Source organism: Thioalkalivibrio sp. ALgr3 (genome assembly GCF_000377325.1).
Taxonomy (GTDB): Bacteria; Pseudomonadota; Gammaproteobacteria; order Ectothiorhodospirales; family Ectothiorhodospiraceae; genus Thioalkalivibrio.
Window position 1 is genome coordinate 1 of the sequence record NZ_KB897999.1, and the last position, 17083, is coordinate 17083.

16 protein-coding genes are annotated in these 17083 nt (G+C 66.3%); 11 read left to right on the top strand and 5 right to left on the bottom strand.

The features are described 5' to 3' along the window. The 7 genes from C998_RS14160 to C998_RS0112985 form a co-directional block, all read left to right on the top strand. On the top strand, positions 1-264 hold a 264-nt coding region (locus C998_RS14160), incomplete at its 5' end, for a flagellin (RefSeq protein WP_018871305.1). Between the two features lie 232 nt (positions 265-496). Continuing rightward, the gene (locus tag C998_RS0112960) at positions 497-1699 is read left to right on the top strand and encodes a flagellin (RefSeq protein ID WP_018871306.1); all 1203 of its coding nucleotides are present in this window, start codon (positions 497-499) and stop codon (positions 1697-1699) included. Between the two features lie 292 nt (positions 1700-1991). After that, on the top strand, positions 1992-3215 hold the full coding sequence (locus C998_RS0112965) for a flagellin (RefSeq protein ID WP_018871307.1): 1224 nt from the start codon (positions 1992-1994) through the stop codon (positions 3213-3215). Between the two features lie 71 nt (positions 3216-3286). Next, entirely contained in the window at positions 3287-3742 is a 456-nt protein-coding gene (locus tag C998_RS15260) for a flagellar protein FlaG (protein WP_231365002.1), read from the top strand. A 284-nt stretch (positions 3743-4026) separates the two neighbouring features. Next, positions 4027-5379, top strand: a complete 1353-nt coding sequence (gene fliD / locus C998_RS0112975) for a flagellar filament capping protein FliD (RefSeq protein WP_018871309.1) — start codon at positions 4027-4029, stop codon at positions 5377-5379. A gap of 34 nt (positions 5380-5413) precedes the next feature. Then, positions 5414-5836 carry a flagellar export chaperone FliS gene (fliS, locus tag C998_RS0112980; protein WP_018871310.1) on the top strand — a complete coding sequence of 141 codons (423 nt, stop codon included), beginning with the start codon at positions 5414-5416 and terminating at the stop codon, positions 5834-5836. Positions 5837-5847: 11 nt separating this feature from the next. Beyond that, positions 5848-6186 carry a flagellar protein FliT gene (locus C998_RS0112985; RefSeq protein WP_018871311.1) on the top strand — a complete coding sequence of 113 codons (339 nt, stop codon included), beginning with the start codon at positions 5848-5850 and terminating at the stop codon, positions 6184-6186. On the opposite strand, the gene C998_RS0112990 is transcribed toward C998_RS0112985, so the two are convergent. Continuing rightward, complete coding sequence (locus C998_RS0112990; protein WP_018871312.1) at positions 6183-8426, bottom strand: bifunctional (p)ppGpp synthetase/guanosine-3',5'-bis(diphosphate) 3'-pyrophosphohydrolase; 2244 nt, start codon at positions 8424-8426, stop codon at positions 6183-6185. The genes C998_RS0112985 and C998_RS0112990 overlap by 4 nt on opposite strands. 86 nt (positions 8427-8512) lie before the next feature. Here C998_RS0112990 and C998_RS0112995 point away from each other — a divergent pair, with 86 nt between their 5' ends. Next, a complete protein-coding gene (locus C998_RS0112995; protein ID WP_018871313.1) occupies positions 8513-9349 on the top strand; it encodes an alpha/beta hydrolase in 837 nt (278 codons plus the stop codon). Positions 9350-9402: 53 nt separating this feature from the next. Continuing rightward, entirely contained in the window at positions 9403-9708 is a 306-nt protein-coding gene (locus C998_RS0113000; protein ID WP_018871314.1) for a hypothetical protein, read from the top strand. On the opposite strand, the gene C998_RS0113005 is transcribed toward C998_RS0113000, so the two are convergent. From C998_RS0113005 to C998_RS0113020, 4 genes are all read right to left on the bottom strand, one after another. Continuing rightward, the gene (locus C998_RS0113005) at positions 9683-10906 is read right to left on the bottom strand and encodes a bifunctional alpha/beta hydrolase/OsmC family protein (protein WP_018871315.1); all 1224 of its coding nucleotides are present in this window, start codon (positions 10904-10906) and stop codon (positions 9683-9685) included. The genes C998_RS0113000 and C998_RS0113005 overlap by 26 nt on opposite strands. 140 nt (positions 10907-11046) lie before the next feature. Continuing rightward, the gene (locus C998_RS0113010) at positions 11047-12681 is read right to left on the bottom strand and encodes a BCCT family transporter (RefSeq protein ID WP_018871316.1); all 1635 of its coding nucleotides are present in this window, start codon (positions 12679-12681) and stop codon (positions 11047-11049) included. A gap of 75 nt (positions 12682-12756) precedes the next feature. Next, positions 12757-13962, bottom strand: a complete 1206-nt coding sequence (trpB, locus tag C998_RS0113015) for a tryptophan synthase subunit beta (protein ID WP_018871317.1) — start codon at positions 13960-13962, stop codon at positions 12757-12759. A gap of 129 nt (positions 13963-14091) precedes the next feature. Further along, a complete protein-coding gene (locus tag C998_RS0113020; protein ID WP_018871318.1) occupies positions 14092-14571 on the bottom strand; it encodes a DUF302 domain-containing protein in 480 nt (159 codons plus the stop codon). A gap of 61 nt (positions 14572-14632) precedes the next feature. Between C998_RS0113020 and C998_RS0113025 the strand changes: the two genes are divergently transcribed. Both C998_RS0113025 and C998_RS0113030 read left to right on the top strand, forming a co-directional pair. Beyond that, on the top strand, positions 14633-15301 hold the full coding sequence (locus tag C998_RS0113025; protein ID WP_018871319.1) for a TVP38/TMEM64 family protein: 669 nt from the start codon (positions 14633-14635) through the stop codon (positions 15299-15301). Positions 15302-15352: 51 nt separating this feature from the next. Continuing rightward, positions 15353-16879 carry a BCCT family transporter gene (locus tag C998_RS0113030; protein ID WP_018871320.1) on the top strand — a complete coding sequence of 509 codons (1527 nt, stop codon included), beginning with the start codon at positions 15353-15355 and terminating at the stop codon, positions 16877-16879. The last annotated feature ends 204 nt before the right edge of the window (positions 16880-17083 follow it).

A 17083-nucleotide genomic window follows, 5' to 3' on the forward strand; every position in this document is an offset into this window, starting at 1 on the left:
ATCGGCTCGCTGGACGGGGCCCTGAACCAGGTGAACTCGCTGCGTTCGGAGCTGGGCGCGGTGCAGACGCGTTTCGAGAGCACGATCTCGAACCTGGAGATCGGCTCGGAGAACCTGTCGGATGCGCGTTCGCGGATCCTGGATGCGGACTTTGCGGCGGAGACGGCGGAGCTGACGCGTGCCGAGGTGCTGCAGCAGGCGGGGACTTCGGTGCTGTCGCAGGCGAACGCGGTGCCGCAGAACGTGCTGGGTCTGCTGCAGTAAGACGGAGGTTTCCTCCGGGCCCGTGCCGCGGCCATCCCAGGGCCCGCCCCGAGTGATCGGGGCGGGCCTTTTTGTGTGCGGCGGGAGCGTGGCGGCAAGGGCGGAAAAGATTTGCCGCTTTGACCTCAAGTTCGGCCGTGTCCGGCCGTTAAGGGATGTAGGAGTGGTGTATTGGCCACAAGGGTGATCCCGCATCGTTGCCGGATCGAGAGCACGGGTGCGGGAGGGGCGCATGTCTCTGGTGATCAACACCAACATGATGTCGCTGAACGCGCAGCGCAATCTGAACATGACGCAGAACGCGCTGGCGCAGAGCCTGGAGCGTCTGTCCTCGGGACTTCGCATCAACAGCGCGAAGGACGACGCGGCGGGTCTGGCGATCTCGGAGCGCTTCACCAGCCAGATCAACGGCCTCAATCAGGCGGTACGCAACGCGAATGACGGGATCTCACTGGCGCAGACGGCGGAAGGTGCGCTGGATACGGTGACCGATTTGCTGCAGCGCGCCCGGCAGCTTTCGGTGCAGGCGGCGAACGATTCCAACTCGGCGGCGGATCGCCAGGCGCTGAATGACGAGGTCCGCCAGCTGATGACCGAGGCGGGCCGGATCGCCAACAACACCGAGTACAACGGCCGGCGGATTCTGGACGGCAGCGCCGGTGACCTGTTCTTTCAGGTGGGAGCGAACCAGGGGCAGATGATCACCATCAGCGGTGTGGACGCGCGCAGCGCCCGGCTGGGGGTGACGGAGGTCGCGGGGACGGGCGGGCTGGCCCGGGATCAGCTCTTGACGGAGTTCGCGACGGTGGGTGCCATCACGATCGACGGGGCCGGCTTCGACAGTATCGAGATTGCCGCCAGCGAAGGGGGGATGCTGGAGGACGTGGTGCGTCGCATTGACTCGGCGATCGCCGAGCGAGCGGGCGGGGGCGATGCGGATGCGGCAGCGGTGGCGCGCGCCGATCTGCGGGCGAGCCTTCGGGTGGACGACGATGGCAACACCACCATCGCGGTGACGGGCCGGCTCGGGACGCAGGGGCTGTCGGTGAGCGGTGGCGAGATCGACCTCGACGGAGATGGCGTGGACAGCGAGCTGTTTGCGACGGCCGTGTCCGAGGACATCACGCTGAATGCCGTCGAGGTAACGACGCGTGAGGCTGCCACCCGGGCGATGGGGGCGCTGGAGGGCGCACTGGATCAGGTGAATTCGCTGCGTTCGAGGCTGGGAGCGGTGCAGACGCGTTTCGAGAGCACGATTTCGAAACTGGAGATTGGGGCGGAGAACCTGTCTTCTGCGCGTTCGCGGATCATGGACGCGGACTTTGCGGCGGAAGCGGCGGCGCTGACGCGGGCCCTGGTGCTGCAGCAGGCGGGGATCGCGGTGCTGCTGCGGGCGAACGCGATGCCGCAGAACCTGCTGGCGCTGTTGCGCTAGATCCGCACCCCCGCACTGTGGACGGCAATCCGACCGGTAATCGGCTGCCGCCCTGGCCTTGCCTGCCCCGATCCGGGGGCCGGCAGAAGCGGGGGTGTTCCGTGTTTCTGGCCCGCCATGACGCGCCTGAGCGAGGTGGCGAAAAAGCGGAAAAAATTTGCCGCCCGGCTCTCAAGTCCATTGCCGTTCGGCCGTTACCGAAGTCAGGAGCGGATTACGGTCCGCACGGTTGGCCCCCGTAACGGGGCTGTTGGCCCCGCCTCGGGGCCGCATGGAACGAGGAAAAACAGCCATGTCTCAGGTCATCAACACGAACGTTTTGTCGCTGAATGCCCAGCGCAATCTGAACGAATCCCAGAGCGCGCTGGCCCAGAGCCTGGAGCGCCTGTCGTCGGGGCTTCGCATCAACAGCGCGAAGGACGATGCAGCCGGACTCGCGATCTCGGAACGCTTTACTTCGCAGATCAACGGCCTCAATCAGGCAGTACGCAACTCGAACGACGGTATCTCGCTGGCGCAGACAGCAGAAGGGGCGCTGAACACGGTGAGCGATTCGCTGCAGCGGGCGCGCGAACTGGCCGTGCAGGCGGCGAACGATTCGAATTCGGCGTCGGACCGTCAGGCGATCAACGACGAGGTCCAGCAGTTGATGGAGGAAGTGGGCCGGATCGCGAACAACACCGAGTTCAACGGCCAGAATATTCTTGACGGTTCGGCGGAAGACCTGTTCTTCCAGGTCGGGGCGAATCAGGGGCAGATGATTTCCGTGGGCAATGTCGACGCGCGAACCGCCGTACTCGGGGCGACGGAAGCCAAGAGTGAGACATTCGAGCTTGACGGTACGACTCCTTTCGATGGTTTTGATGGGGCTCAAACCATTACGATCTCGCTGGACGGGACAGACACGAACATCACGATTGATGGAACGGCCGTCAATGAGGCCGAGACCTTTGACGATCTGGTCCGGGTGATAAACAGCGAGATCGCCAATCAGGCGACGGACAGTGAGACGATCCGGGACGCCAGTCTTCAAGCGTCCCTGCGGATTGATAACGAAGGGAATACCGGGATTGCCGTTACCGGTGACTTTGACTTGGGGGATGAGCTGACTGTCGCTGGCGGGCAAATCACTTTTGATGGTACCGACTCTAATGAGGATCTCTTCCTTGGTGGGTCAGGCGAAGATGGTGAGGGAACGGCGGTTTCCATCAACGAGATCAACGTCAATACTCGCGACGATGCGCGGGAAGCAATCGGGGCCCTAGACGGTGCGCTTGATCAGGTGAACTCGCTGCGTTCCGAACTGGGTGCGGTGCAGACCCGTTTCGAGAGCACCATCTCCAACCTCGAGATCGGGGCGGAGAACCTGTCGGATGCGCGGTCGCGGATCCTGGATGCGGATTTCGCCGCCGAGACCGCGGAACTGACCCGGGCGCAGGTCCTTCAGCAGGCCGGTATCTCGGTGCTGTCGCAGGCGAATGCGGTGCCGCAGAATGTCCTGGGGCTGCTGCAGTAAACTGACATATACCGCATGAGGCCGCCCCGGGGCCTGTTCTGGCTCCGGGGTGGGTCCGTGGAGGCCTTTCCATGACTGACATGATCAACAACAATCTGTCCGGATCGGCGAGTTACACGCAGCCATCGCGTTCGGGGGAATCGGGGAGCGGGCAATCGCCTTCCGGCGTCCCGGACACGCGGGGCGGCAGCGCGCCGGTAGAGCGGAAGGGAGATGCCGCGCCGGCGGGCAGCTTGTCCGAGGGGCGGCAGGACGCTTCCGGTTCGTCCGGGCGGGATGCGGGCGAATCGCCGTCCGCGGAGGACCTCGGACCGGTGGTCGAGTCGATCAATGCGTATCTGCAGAACAGCAAGCGCTCTCTCGAATTCAGTGTCGACAGTTCCACTGGCCGCACCGTGATTACGGTGATGGATGGTGACCGCGACGAGATCATCCGCCAGATCCCGCCGGAGCAGATGCTGGCCCTGGCGGAGCATTTCGAGAACGAACGGGCGCTTGGCGGCACGGGATTTGTCGACAAGGCCTGAGCGGTGCGGGCCTGGCGGCATTGTTCTTGCTGCGTCGAAGGCGTTATTGCGCTGGCCCGGTCCTTGTAGGAGCGCGCTTGCGCGCGAATGTGGATGTGGGGGCCACATGGTGGTCGTTTTCGCGGCTAAAGCCGCTCCTACAGTGACTCTTCTCATTCGAGGATGATCCCGCGGGGGCAGGTTTGGGTCCATAATGATTCATCCGCTCAAGTTTTCGGCAGAAGGGCCGTTAACCTGGTCAGAAACGACGGGACACCCGCGCAGCGGGCAGGAAGGTAACGATCATGGCCATCAGTTCTCTTGGCGTAGGCTCCGGCCTGGATCTCAACCAGATCGTGGGCGATCTGGTGAACGCTCAGCGAGCGCCGCGTGAGGAACGCCTGAACGAGCGCGAAGAACGCATCGAGGCCGAGATCTCGGCCTATGGTTCGCTCAGCAGCAGCATGGACGGCATCGAATCGTCGCTTTCGGATCTGGCGGATTTCGAGCCCGAGCAGTCGGCCTCGCTGAGTAACGAGGATGTGGCCTCGGTGGTGATCACCGGGGATGCGCCCAACGGCGACTTCAACATGGATGTGCAGCAGCTGGCCGAGGCGCAGACCGTGGCCTCGGATTCCGGTCTGTTCGATTCCACGGACGAGGAAGTCGGTGCAGGTACATTCAGCTTTTCGGTGGGTGATGGCGAGATGGTCTCGCTGGACGTGGAGGAAGGCGACACCCTCAACGATCTGCGCAATGCCATCAACGACGCCGATGCCGGGGTGCGCGCCTCCATCGTCAACGACGGCAATGGTCCGCGGCTGACCATGACGTCCGAGAGCACGGGCGAGGAAAACACCATTAACGTCGAGGTCGACGGTGATGAAGGTGGCCTGGGTCGGCTGGCGAATCTCGGTGAACCCGAGACGGTCACCGTCGAGGCCCAGGATGCCGTCGTGACCATCGACGGTATGGAGATCACCAGCGCCTCCAACACCCTGGAGGACACCATCGAGGGCATGGCCATCGACCTCGAGGGGGTCGGGCAGACCTCGGTTTCGGTGAGCGAGGACCAGGACGAACTGCGCAACGGTCTGGAGTCCTTCGTCGAGGCCTACAACACGATGGTCTCCGAGACCAACGAGATGACCGCTTATGACCCCGAGGAAGATGAGGCCGCGGTGCTCACCGGTGACAGCACGGTGCGTTCGGCGCGCAGCCGCATGAGCAATGCACTGATGGAGCGTTCCCAGGTCGACGGCATGAACAACCAGACCCTGGCCGACCTCGGGATCACCACTCAGCGTGACGGGACGCTGGAGTTCGACACCCAGCGTTTTGACGAAGTGATGGATCGCGAAGGATTCGAGGACGTGTCCGCCATGGTGCGCGATATCGCCGGCGGCATGGAAGAGACCCTGCAGGGGATTACCGGCCCGGAAGGCCTGATCCAGACCCGCCAGGACGGGCTGCAGAACGAACAGGACCGTGTGGACCGCCAGCGTGAGCGACTGGATGACCGCATCGAACGGCTGGAAGACCGACTGGTGCGCCAGTTTTCCAGCATGGATAGCTCCGTCGCCCAGATGCAGCAGACCGGTGACTTCCTGCAGCAGAAGCTCGGCGGCGGTGGCGGCATGGGCGGCGGCATGATCTAACGATCCCCCTCGGGGGAGAGCAACGGAGGCGAGCATGTACGGCATGAACATGAGAAAGAACGTGGATTCCTACCGCCAGGCGGGCATGCTGTCGGAGGTGCAGGTCGCGGATCCGCACCGCCTGGTGCAGATGCTGTTCGAGGGTGCGCTGGAACGCATCGCGGTCGCGAAGGGTGCGATGAAAGCCGGCAACGTCGCCTACAAGGGCGAACGGATTGGTAAGGCGATCGACATCATCGATTCCCTGCGCACGATGCTGGATGACAAGCACAACCCGGAACTGGCCGAGCGCCTGGCCGCGCTGTATTCCTACATGCTGCGCCGCCTGACCGAAGCCAACCTGCACAACGATCCGGAGCGGCTGGACGAGGTGTCGAAGCTGCTGCGCGAGATCAAGGCAGGCTGGGACGAGATCCCGCCGGAATACCGCAACCCCGCCTCCAACCGGGCGAGCTAGCCGCCTCCGACATGGCCGATTCGTCCGCTTCGGCGACCTCGCTCGAGGAGGACCTGGAGGTCGTTCTCCAGCGCCTGCGCACCGCAGTGCACGAGGAGGCCTGGGAAGACCTCCCGGAACTGGACCTCCAGGCCCGCGGGCTGATCGAGGAAGCCTTCGGTTCCGCCCCGCGCCTGGCGGATGCCTCCGGGGCGCGTTCGCGTGCCGCGCTGGAGGCCCTGTCCGAGTTCTACCTCGAGACGGTTCCCGAGATTGAGCAGCGCCGCCGCGCGGCCCTGGAGGAGATCAAGGGCCTCAGGGCGGGGCGCAAGGGCGTGAACGCCTACCAGGCGGCCCGGCGCACCGGCTAGTCTTTCCCGCACTCCGGGGCGGCTGCCGGATCGTGCGCGCGGCGCACGCCGTAAATGTTTTCCAGTGAGCAGAGGCGGTCGAACAGGGTGCTCAGCTCGCCCAGATCCGTGACCTCCGCCTCCAGTTCCATGCGCACGCTGCGATCCTCCGGATCGGTCTGCGTGTTCACCCGCAGCAGATTGATCCCGCATTGGGAGAAGACCCCGCCCACCTCGGCGAACAGCCCGGGGCGGTCCTGAGCCTCCAGTTCCAGTGACACGATCTCGGTCTCGGGCTCGTCGCCCCAGTTCACCGGGATCAACCGCGCGCGCTTGTCCTCCGGCAGGTGGAGGATGTTGGGGCAGTCGTCGCGGTGGACCGAGACCCCGGCACCGCGGGTGATGAAGCCGATGATCGGGTCGCCCGGCTGCGGGTTGCAGCACTGCGCGCGGCTGGTCAGCAGGCCGCCCACGCCGCGGATACGGATGTCCTCGCCGTTTGCTTCCCGGCTCTCACCACTGGAGCGGCGCTCGCCTCGGCGCGGCCGCTCGGGCGGGGTGGCGGCCGTATCCTCCCGGGTGCTTTTCTCGCGTTCCTGCCGCTCACGGATCATGTGCGCCAGGCGTCCGGCGATCTGCCCGGTGGTGATGTCGCCGGCGCCCAGCGCGATCATCAGTTCGTCGAACCCGGGGTATTTCATCTGCCGCGCCAGCTCGTCGCGGTCGAGATCGGGGATGCGTTCGTGCAGTCCGAGCCGCTGGCATTCGCGGTCGAACAGCTGCTTGCCGGTGGCCAGGTGCTCGTCCTGATGCTGCTGGCGGAACCAGGTGCGCACCTTGGCCCGCGCCCGGGAGGTGTTGAGATAGCCGAGGTTGGGGTTGAGCCAGTCGCGGCTGGGGCCGCCCTCGCGCGTGGTGAGGACCTCGACGCGTTCGCCGGAGCGCAGGCGGTAGGTGAGCGGGACGATGCGCCCGTCGACCTTGGCGCCGCGGCAGCGGTGGCCCACCTCGGTGTGCACGGCGTAGGCGAAATCCAGCGGCGTGGCGCCCTGGGCGAGGTCCAGCACGTCGCCCTGCGGGGTCAGTACGAACACGCGCTGGTGCAGCGGCTCGCTCTGGATCTCGTCGAGCAGGTTCTGGTCGGAGCCGTCGTTCTCCAGCAGCTGGCGCAGCGAGGTGATGGCCTGGTTGAGGGCGCGGTCCTCGCGCCCGCCTTCCTTGTAGCGCCAGTGGGCGGCGACCCCGAGTTCGGCGAATTCGTCCATCTCGCGGGTGCGGATCTGCACCTCCACGAACTTTCCCTCCGGTCCCACCACGGCGGTGTGCAGCGACTGGTAGCCGTTGTCCTTGGGGTTGGCGATGTAGTCGTCGAACTCGCCGGGCAGGTGGCGCCAGTGGTTGTGCACCACGCCCAGTACGGTGTAGCAGGTCGCCAGCCGGTCGACGATCACGCGCGTGGCGCGCAGGTCGTACAGCTCGGACAGCGAGGTGTTCTTGCGCTGCATCTTCTTCCAGATGCTGTAGATGTGCTTGGGCCGGCCGAACACCCGGGCCTCGATCCCGGCATCGGCCAGGTGCTTTTCCAGCATCCGGGTGAAGCGCGCGACGTACTCTTCGCGTTCGGTGCGGTTCTCCTCCAGCCCGCGCGCGATATCGCGGTAGGTCTCGGGTTCGAGGATGCGCAGCGAGAGATCTTCCATCTCCCACTTGAGCTGACCCACGCCCAGCCGGTTGGCCAGCGGGGCGATCACGTCCAGGGTTTCCTGCGCCAGCGCGCGGGCGCCCGTGTCGGGTTCCTTCACCACCAGCCGCAGGTGCTGCACGCGGAACGCCAGCTTGATCAGCACTGCGCGCACGTCGTCGACCATGGCCATCAGCATGCGGCGCAGACGCTCGGCCTGTTCGGGCCGGCCGGCCGGGGTCTCGAAGCGTCGGCGGACCAGTGCGGAGACGTTCTCGGTGAGCTGCGCGACGCGTTCGCCGTAGTCGCGGCGCAGGGCCTTCGCGTCGGCGTGCCCGGCGAGAAAGACCGGGACCAGCAGGGTGGCGATCAGGGTCTGACGGTCGACGTTGAGGTGGCGCAGGATCTCGGCGACATCCAGCGCATGCGCCTCCAGACCGGCGGCGTCCACCGACTCCAGCGCGCGGTCCAGTGCAGAGGCGAGGGCATCGTCCGGGGCGGTATCGCCGGCCAGACGCTGGAGCAGCCGGTCACGATCCAGGCCGAGGAGTTCGGTGTTGGTCAGCAGGGAATGGCGCATCGCGAGGACCGTGTGGGGCGCGGGGATGGTACGCGGCCATTGTACCCGAGTTGCGGAGGGCGACGGGGATGTTCAGGATCGTGGGCATGGCCAATGTGATCCGGTTCCTGATCCTGCTCGCGACGGGTTACGCCGTGCTGGTGGCGACCGTCTATCTGACCCAGGACCGCCTGATTTACATGCCCTCGCGCGACGTGACCTCCACGCCCGCGGATGCCGGGCTGGACTTCGAGGAGGTGTGGCTGGAGCCGGAGGCGGACGTGCGCCTGCACGGCTGGTATCTGCCGGGTCCGGAGGAGGATGCCCCGGTGCTGCTGTTTTTCCATGGCAATGCGGGCAACATCGGGCATCGCCTGCATTCGCTGCAGCGGTTCCACGAGATCGGGCTCGCGGTGCTGATCATCGATTATCGCGGCTACGGCCGTTCCTCGGGCCGGCCGGATGCGCCGGGGCTGCACGCCGACGCCGAGGCCGCCTGGGCCCATCTGCGCGAGGAACGTGGCTACGCGACGGAGGACATCGTGGTGTTCGGCCGCTCGCTGGGGGCGGCGGTGGCGGCGCGCCTGGCGGCGGAGCGCGAACCCGGTGCGGTGATCCTGGAGTCCGCGTTCACTTCGGCGGCGGATCTGGGGGCGGAGATCTACCCGTTCCTGCCGGTACGCTGGCTGATCCGCCATCCGTATCCGGTCCTCGAACATGTCCGGCGCCTGGAAGCCCCGCTGCTGCTGGTGCATGCGCGCGAGGACGAGATCGTGCCCTTCGAGCATGCGCGCCGCCTGCAGGCGGCGGCCCCGGGCACCCCGCCGATCCTGGGCCTGTGCGGCGGCCACAACGACGGCTTCCTGCGGTCCGGGACGCTTTACACCCGCGGTCTGCAGGATTTCCTCGCCGCGGCCGGCCTGCTGCGTGGCGGAACGCCCTGAGGTCGCGCCGGGTCCATCACGATTCACCACCACTTGCTGCACGGGAGAAAGCGATGAAGGCACTGCTGATCGATGCCGAAAAACAGTCCATCGAACCGATCGAGATCGGCGGACGGGAAGACCTGCCCGGGCTGATCGGATACGAGACCGTCGAGGCGGACACGATCGGCCCCGAGGGCGACACCCTGTTCTTCGACGAGGAATGTTTCCTGCGCGGGACCGCCGGTCGCTTCCAGATCGACAGCATCATTCCGGTGTCCGGCCGGGGCGTGGTGGTCGGTTCCTCCGATGGCGGCACGACCCTGCAGGATGTCGTCTCCGACGTGGACAGCCTCAGCGCGCGTCTGAAGTACCTGTAGACCGCTCCCGGGTCTCCACCTGCACCTCGCCGTGCAGGGTGCGGTGTACCGGACAGCGATCGGCGATCTGCAGCATGCGTTCGCGCTGTTTCGCATCCAGCTCGCCCTCTATGGTGATCTCGCGGGTGATGCGGTCGACCGGGCCGTTCTCGCCCTTGAGCTTCTCGTGCTGCAGATGCACCCGTACGCGTTCCAGCGGCAGCTGCTTGTGCGCAGCGTACATGCGCAGGGTCATGCTGGTGCAGGCCCCCAGCGACGCCAGCAGTAGCTCGTAGGGGTTCGGGCCGGTGCCATCGCCGCCGACGTCCGGCGGTTCGTCGGCCAGGAAGTGATGCGGGCCGATGCGGACGTCCTGCTGGTACTGGCCGTCGCCGGTCTCCTCGACCGTCACTGCGGTCCCGTCGCCGGGCGCGTCCGCGTCCGCCGAATCCCCTCGTTCTTCGCCGATATAGCGTGTGCCCCAGGCGGCGACCAGTCCGGCCACGTATTCGGCGTCGGCCGGATTGAGCAGGGTGTGGTCGGCATCGTCCAGAGACACGAAGCTCTTGGGATGGCGCGCGGTCTCGAAGATGCGCCGCGCCGCGTCCACCGACACCACCGTGTCGCCCGGAGCGTGCAGGATCATCAGCGGCCGGTCGAGGTCGCGGATGCGTTCGGCCTGGGTCTGGCTGCGCAGGTCCTCGACGAACTCCCGCCGGATGCGGAACGGACGCCCGGCCAGATTCACCGTGGCCTCGCCCTCGCTGTCGATGGTGTCCAGCGCCTCGCCGAAGTGGTCCAGCACGCTGTCGGCCTCGAACGGGGCGGCGATGGTGGCGACCGCGCGGCATTCTGGAATCCGACCGGCGACGCCCAGTACCGCCGCGCCGCCCAGGCTGTGGCCAACCAGCAGGGCGGGGGCGGCCTCTCGCCCGCGCAGGTAGTCGGCCGCGGCCAGCAGGTCCTCGAGGTTGGAGGAGAAGCCGCTGTTGGCGAAGTCGCCCTCGCTGTCGCCCAGTCCGGTGAAATCGAACCTCAGCGTCGCGATCCCGGCCTCGGCCAGCCCGCGGGCGATGCGGTTGGCGGCGCGATTGTCCTTGCCGCAGGTAAAGCAGTGGGCGAACAGGGCCCAGGCCCGTACGGGCCCGGTGGGGCGGTCGATGCGCCCGGCCAGCATCTGGCCCTGGTGGCCCGGAAATTCGACGCGTTCTCGGCGCATGCTGCGGCCTCCTGTATCCGTGCCGGGATCCGCCCGGATGTCGGCCGGATCCCGGAAAACAAAAAACCCGCCGGAAGACGCTCCCGGCGGGTGGCCTGGCCCGCTCCGGGACACGGAGCGGGCAGTGGAGCAGGCCGGTCCTACGCCTTGCCGGCTGCTTCGGCTTCGGCCAGCCGGATGAGCTTCAGCTCGTGGAACAGACCCATCAGCAGGCTGACCGCCATGATGAGCAGCACGATCATGAACGGCAGGCCGGTACTCACCGCCCCGGCCTGCAGGGCCTCCAGGGCGGCGGCTCCGCCCACGGCCAGCAGCACGGCGGCGATCAGGCCCTCGACGGTGGCCCAGAACAGGCGCTGGGACTGCGGGGCGTCGGTCTTGCCGCCGGAGGTGATGCTGTCGATGACCAGCGAACCGGAGTCCGAGGAGGTGATGAAGAACACCAGCACCAGGACCACGGCCAGGAACGAGGTGATCGCGGCCAGCGGCAGGTTCTGCAGCATCTGGAACAGCGCCAGCGAGGAATCGGTGATGCCCTCGTCGGCCAGCGCACCGATGCCGTCGCGCACCTGATCGATGCCGGTGCCGCCGAACACGCTCATCCACACCACGGTGACCAGCGTGGGCACGATCAGCACGGCGGTGACGAACTGGCGCACCGTACGCCCGCGCGAGACACGTGCGATGAACATGCCGACGAACGGCGACCAGGAGATCCACCACGCCCAGAAGAAGATGGTCCAGCTGTGGTAGAAGGTCTCGTCCTCGCGCCCGACCGGGTTGCTCAGCGGGATGATGTACTGCACGTAGGCCGAGAGCGTGGTACCGGTGTTGGCGAGGAAGGCGATGAAGCCGCCGAAGATCATCACGAACAGCATCAGCAGTGCGGCGACGATCAGGTTGAGGTTACTCAGCACCTTCACGCCGCCGTCGATGCCACGCATGATCGACAGCAGGGCGATCACGGTGACGCCGATGATCACCGCCAGCTGCGTGCCCAGGCCACCGTCAACCGCGTCGAACAGGAAGTCCAGGCCAGAGGCCGCCTGCTGCGCCCCCAGACCCAGCGAGGTGGCCAGACCGAACAGCGTGGCCAGCACCGCCAGGGTGTCGATCACGTGGCCGAACGGGCCCCAGACGCGCTCGCCCAGAATCGGGTAGAACGCCGAACGGATGGTCAGTGGCAGCCCCTTGTTGTAGGCGAAGAAGGCCAGCGCGAGGCCGACGATGGCATAGACCGCCCAGGGATGCAGACCCCAGTGATACATGGTGGCGCCCAGCGCGGCTTCCTTGGAGGCCTCGGTGCCGCCTTCGATCCCCAGCGGGGTGCCGAACCATTCGGTGAAGTAGCCCACCGGTTCCGCCACGGCCCAGAACATCAGGCCGATGCCCATGCCCGCGGCGAACAGCATGGAGAACCAGGACAGCACGCCGAAATCGGGTTTGGCGTCCTGGCCGCCAATGCGGATGCGGCCGATCGGGAGGAGGATCAGGGCGAGGGCGAAGAGGACGAACAGGTTGCCGGCCGAGAGGAACAGCCAGTCGAAGGTTTCCTGGATCCAGGTCTGGGTGGCGCCGAGGCTGTCATTCGCCTGTTCCGGGAAGACCAGGGCGCCGATCACGAACAGCAGGATCAGTGCGGCACTGACCACGAAAACCGGGTTGTGGAGATCCAGTCCGAGAGGGTTGATGTTCTGCTCACCGATCTCGTGATCGGTGTCGTAGGCCTTTTCCAGCTCTTCTTTTTGTTTTTGCAGATCTTCGTTGTCGCTCACCCCGATACCTCCCTTGTTTGGTGATCGTGGGATGATTGCACGTCCGGGGCGGAAGCCTCAATGCGTACGCTGTTTTCAGTCCGCCCGGCCATGACCGAAGGTGCGCGCCACGTAGTCGATGTCCTTGTCGCCGCGCCCGGAGAGGTTCACCAGTACGGTGCTGCCCGGGTGCTCGCGCGCGTGCTCCACCGCCCAGGCGACCGCGTGGGCGCTCTCCAGGGCGGGGATGATGCCTTCGGTCCGCGACAGGCGGTAAAAGGCATCGAGGGTCTCGTCATCGCCGATCGCGTGGTAGGCGACCCGCCCGGTGGTCTTCAGATACGAGTGTTCGGGGCCGACGCCGGGGTAGTCCAGCCCCGAGGCGATCGAATGCACCGGGGCCGGGTTGCCCTCGTCGTCGGTCAGCAGCATGCACTTGAAGCCGTGCAGCATCCCCGGTTTGCCGAAGGTCATGGTGGCGGAGTGCTGTCCCGGTTCGCTGCCGCGACCCAGTGGCTCCACGCCGTTGAGCTGCACCTCCGGATCCTCGATGAAACCGGCGAACATGCCCATTGCGTTGGACCCGCCCCCCACGCAGGCAACCACCTGTTCCGGCAGCTGGCCGTCGGTCAGTTCCTGATACTGCTCGCGCGCCTCGATCCCCACCACCGACTGGAAGTTGCGCACCATCAGCGGGAACGGGTGCGGGCCGACCACCGAGCCGATCGCGAACAGGGCCTCGTCGGCCTGCGAGAGATACGACTGGAACGCGGAGTCCACCGCTTCCTTGAGGCTGCGCCCGCCGAAAGATACCGGGACGACCTCCGCCCCCATCAGCTTCATGCGGGTGACGTTGGGCGCTTCCTTTTCGATGTCGATCTCGCCCATGTGGATCTCGCATTCCATGCCGAAGCAGGCCGCGGCAGTGGCCAGGGCCACGCCGTGCTGGCCGGCGCCGGTCTCCGCGATCAGCTTCTTCTTGCCCATGTGGCGCGCGAGCAGGGCCTCGCCCATGCAGTGATTGAGCTTGTGTGCCCCGGAGTGGTTGAGGTCCTCGCGCTTGAGATAGATGTGCGCGCCGGCCTCGCGGCTGAGGTTGCGCGCGTAGTAGACCGGGGTGGGGCGGCCCTGGTAATGCCGGCGGATATAGCGCAGTTCCTGCAGGAAGTCCGCGGACAGGGCCAGCTGGCGCCAGGCGCGTTCGATCTCGGCGAAATGGGATTCGAGTTCCGGTGGCAGGAAGGCGCCGCCAAAATCACCGAAATAGCCTTCGGCATTCGGAAAGTCCTTGAGGTACGACATGGCAGTCTCGTGGCCGGGGGCGGCGCGGGCCGCCGTGGATCTCCGTGAGAGGGCCTATCATCGTGGTTGCCGCTCGTGCGGACAAGCGGGCGGGGAGGGCGCCCGGCCCGGCCGGGCGCCGGGGCCGGTTTACTGCAGCACGCTTTCGAGGATGCGTTCGTTGTCCTCGGTGGCTTCGGCCATGATCTCGGCGATGCTGCCGCCGAACACCCGCGCCACCAGACTGGTGTTCATGCGCGATACGATGACGGTGCCGTCAGCGCGTTCGTAGACCGAGACGCGGCAGGGCATCATGGAGGTCACCAGATAGTTGTCTTCCTCGCTCAGGAGGTTCCCGGCGTGATCCGGCTGGCACAGTTCGAGGACCGTCACCGGGGCGACGTCGTATCCATGTTCGCCCACGGTGCCGCTCAGGTCGTGCTTGGTCGGGACCGCCCAGCCTTCGGCTTCGGCCGCGGTCTCGATGCGCTCGATGGTTTCCGCGTAGCCATACTGGCTTTCGTCCTCGACGATCATCAGTCCGGGCGCGGCGTTGTAGGCATAGGCAAAGGCCAGGATGATACCGGCGATCAGGCCGATGACGGCCCCCAACAGGAAACGGTTCTGCATTGTTCTCTCTCCTCGCTGTTTTTGTTGTCAGCCTTTCCACGATACGCCCGTCGGGCGTGAAATGACCATGGCGAGCTCCCTGAAAGAGCATGGCGGTCCGCTGTTGCTGGGCGGGCTGGTAGTGCTCGGGATCGGGCTGGGCATCGGCGTCGGTGATCCGGAATGGATCCTGGAGACGGGGCGTCGGCTGACCGGCGATCCCTGGCTGCTCGCGGGGCTGGTGGTGCTGATGGCGATCCTGTTCACCTTCGCGCTGCCGGGCAGTCTGGTGGTGTGGCTGATCGCGCCGTTCGTGGCGCCATGGATCGCGGTCCCGTTGCTGGTGACCGGCAGTGTCGCGGGCGCGCTGGGCGGGTACTGGCTCGCGGGTCGTCTGGGTGCGGATCGCGGCCCGCTGCGGCACCATCCCTGGCTGGTGGAGGCGCTGCGTCGGCACGGCGACTTCCTGAATCTGATGGCGATGCGTACCTTCCCGGGGTTCCCGCATTCCGTCATCAATTATGCCGGGGGCATGCTGGGCCTGCCCCGCGCGACCTTCGTGCTGGCCACGACCCTGGGGCTGTGCGTGAAATGGGGTGTGTATTCCAGCGTGCTTTACGGGGCGGCGGAGGCCATTGAGGACGGCGACGCACTGCAGCCCTGGACCCTGGTGCCGCTGGGCGTGCTGGCGCTGCTGCTGGCGGTCGGGGGCTGGCTGCGGCAGCATTACCGCCGCTCGGGCGAGGCCTGACGGCACGGCTGCGCGGCCAGCGGATCTACGCACAAACCTGAGAGAGAACGAATGATATTCGGACGATCGCATGCGTTCTTCGCCACCGTGAATCCGGTGGTGTTCACCGCGTCATCCATCGTGGTGCTGACCTTCGTGCTGTTCGGGGTCATCTTCACCGAGACGGCCTCGCTGACCTTTGCCGCGATCCACGGGTTCATCACCGAGTATCTGGGCTGGATCTACATCCTGGCGGTGACCGTCTTCCTTGCCTTTCTGGTCTGGCTGGCGCTCAGTCCGTACGGGCGGATTCGCCTCGGGAATACCGAGGACCGCCCGGAGTTCAGCTTCATGGCCTGGTTCTCGCTGCTGTTCGGCGCGGGGATGGGGATCGGCCTGATCTTCTGGAGCGTGGCCGAGCCGATGCTGCACTACCAGAACCCGCCGTTCGGCGAAGGCGAGACCCAGGAAGCGGCCGGCGAAGCGATGGCCTTCACCTTCTTTCACTGGGGCCTGCATGCCTGGGCGGTGTACGTGGTGCTGGGCCTGTCGGTGGCGTATTTCTCGTTCCGCAAGGGCCTGCCGCTGACCATTCGGTCGATCTTCTATCCAATGCTGGGGGATCGGATCTACGGGCCGATCGGGCACGTGATCGACATCCTCGCGGTGTTCGGCACGCTGTTCGGGCTGGCGACCTCGCTGGGCTTCGGGGCGATGCAGCTGAACACCGGTCTCAACGTGCTGTTCGGCATGCCGGTGTCCGGCTGGTTCCAGGTGGGGATCATCGGGGCGATCACCTTCGTCGCGGTGATGGCCGTGATCTCCGGGCTGGACCGCGGGCTGAAATGGATGAGCCTGGCCAACCTGTGGCTGGCCACGGCGTTGCTGCTGTTCGTGCTGCTCGCCGGCCCGACGCTGTTCATCATCCGTTTCTTCCTCGACTCCATCGGCGAGTATCTCAACCACATCGTGCAGCTGAGTCTGACCGCCGGCGCGATGCAGGAGGCCGAGTGGCAGAAGAGCTGGACCATCTTCTACTGGGCCTGGTGGATCGCCTGGTCGCCGTTCGTCGGGATCTTCATCGCGCGGGTCTCGCGCGGGCGCACCATCCGCGAGTTCATTGCCGGCGTGCTGCTGCTGCCGTCCCTTTTCGTGTTCGTGTGGCTGGCGGTGTTCGGCGGCACGGCGCTGCATTTCGAGCTGTTCGGAGACGGGGCGGGGATCGCGGCGGCGGTGGCCGAGGACACGACCATTGCGCTGTACGCCACGCTGGAGCAGCTGCCGCTGTTCCATCTGGCCTCGGGGCTGGCGACCGTCCTGATCGCGACCTACTTCATCACCTCGTCGGGCTCCGGGACCCACGTGATCGACGCGCTGGTCTCGCGCGGGAGCACGCGCTCGCCCAAGCGTCAGCGGGTGATCTGGGGCATCACCGAGGGCGCGGTAGCGGCGACCCTGCTGATCGTGGGCGGCGAGATGGCCCTGGACGGGCTGCAGACCGGGGCGATCACCGCGGGGCTGCCGGTGGCGATCATCCTGCTGTTCGCCTGCGTGAACCTGACCCGGGCACTGCAGGGCGAGACGGCCGCCCCGTACTGACGCGGCCTGACGCGTCGGCGGGTACGGGACAAGGCCCTGTTCCGGGTCTTGGGAAACACTGATCAATGTCCACGCTCGCGCTCGAGTCGCTTTTGCGTGCGAACAAGGCGCGGCGACCGCCGTGCAGTCATTCTGCACAAGGGAGCCGCAACGCCGTGCGCGCGCCCGTTTTTGATCAACAACGGGCGGCCGAGCCCCTGCATT

Excerpts from the sequence above, each read along its gene's own strand:
- C998_RS0112960 (WP_018871306.1), top strand. The coding sequence starts at position 497 with ATGTCTCTGGTGATCAACACCAACATGATGTCGCTGAACGCGCAGCGC.
- C998_RS0112965 (WP_018871307.1), top strand. The coding sequence starts at position 1,992 with ATGTCTCAGGTCATCAACACGAACGTTTTGTCGCTGAATGCCCAGCGC.
- C998_RS15260 (WP_231365002.1), top strand. The coding sequence starts at position 3,287 with ATGACTGACATGATCAACAACAATCTGTCCGGATCGGCGAGTTACACG.
- fliD (WP_018871309.1), top strand. The coding sequence starts at position 4,027 with ATGGCCATCAGTTCTCTTGGCGTAGGCTCCGGCCTGGATCTCAACCAG.
- fliS (WP_018871310.1), top strand. The coding sequence starts at position 5,414 with ATGTACGGCATGAACATGAGAAAGAACGTGGATTCCTACCGCCAGGCG.
- C998_RS0112985 (WP_018871311.1), top strand. The coding sequence starts at position 5,848 with ATGGCCGATTCGTCCGCTTCGGCGACCTCGCTCGAGGAGGACCTGGAG.
- C998_RS0112990 (WP_018871312.1), bottom strand. The coding sequence starts at position 8,426 with ATGCGCCATTCCCTGCTGACCAACACCGAACTCCTCGGCCTGGATCGT.
- C998_RS0112995 (WP_018871313.1), top strand. The coding sequence starts at position 8,513 with ATGGCCAATGTGATCCGGTTCCTGATCCTGCTCGCGACGGGTTACGCC.
- C998_RS0113000 (WP_018871314.1), top strand. The coding sequence starts at position 9,403 with ATGAAGGCACTGCTGATCGATGCCGAAAAACAGTCCATCGAACCGATC.
- C998_RS0113005 (WP_018871315.1), bottom strand. The coding sequence starts at position 10,906 with ATGCGCCGAGAACGCGTCGAATTTCCGGGCCACCAGGGCCAGATGCTG.
- trpB (WP_018871317.1), bottom strand. The coding sequence starts at position 13,962 with ATGTCGTACCTCAAGGACTTTCCGAATGCCGAAGGCTATTTCGGTGAT.
- C998_RS0113020 (WP_018871318.1), bottom strand. The coding sequence starts at position 14,571 with ATGCAGAACCGTTTCCTGTTGGGGGCCGTCATCGGCCTGATCGCCGGT.
- C998_RS0113025 (WP_018871319.1), top strand. The coding sequence starts at position 14,633 with ATGACCATGGCGAGCTCCCTGAAAGAGCATGGCGGTCCGCTGTTGCTG.
- C998_RS0113030 (WP_018871320.1), top strand. The coding sequence starts at position 15,353 with ATGATATTCGGACGATCGCATGCGTTCTTCGCCACCGTGAATCCGGTG.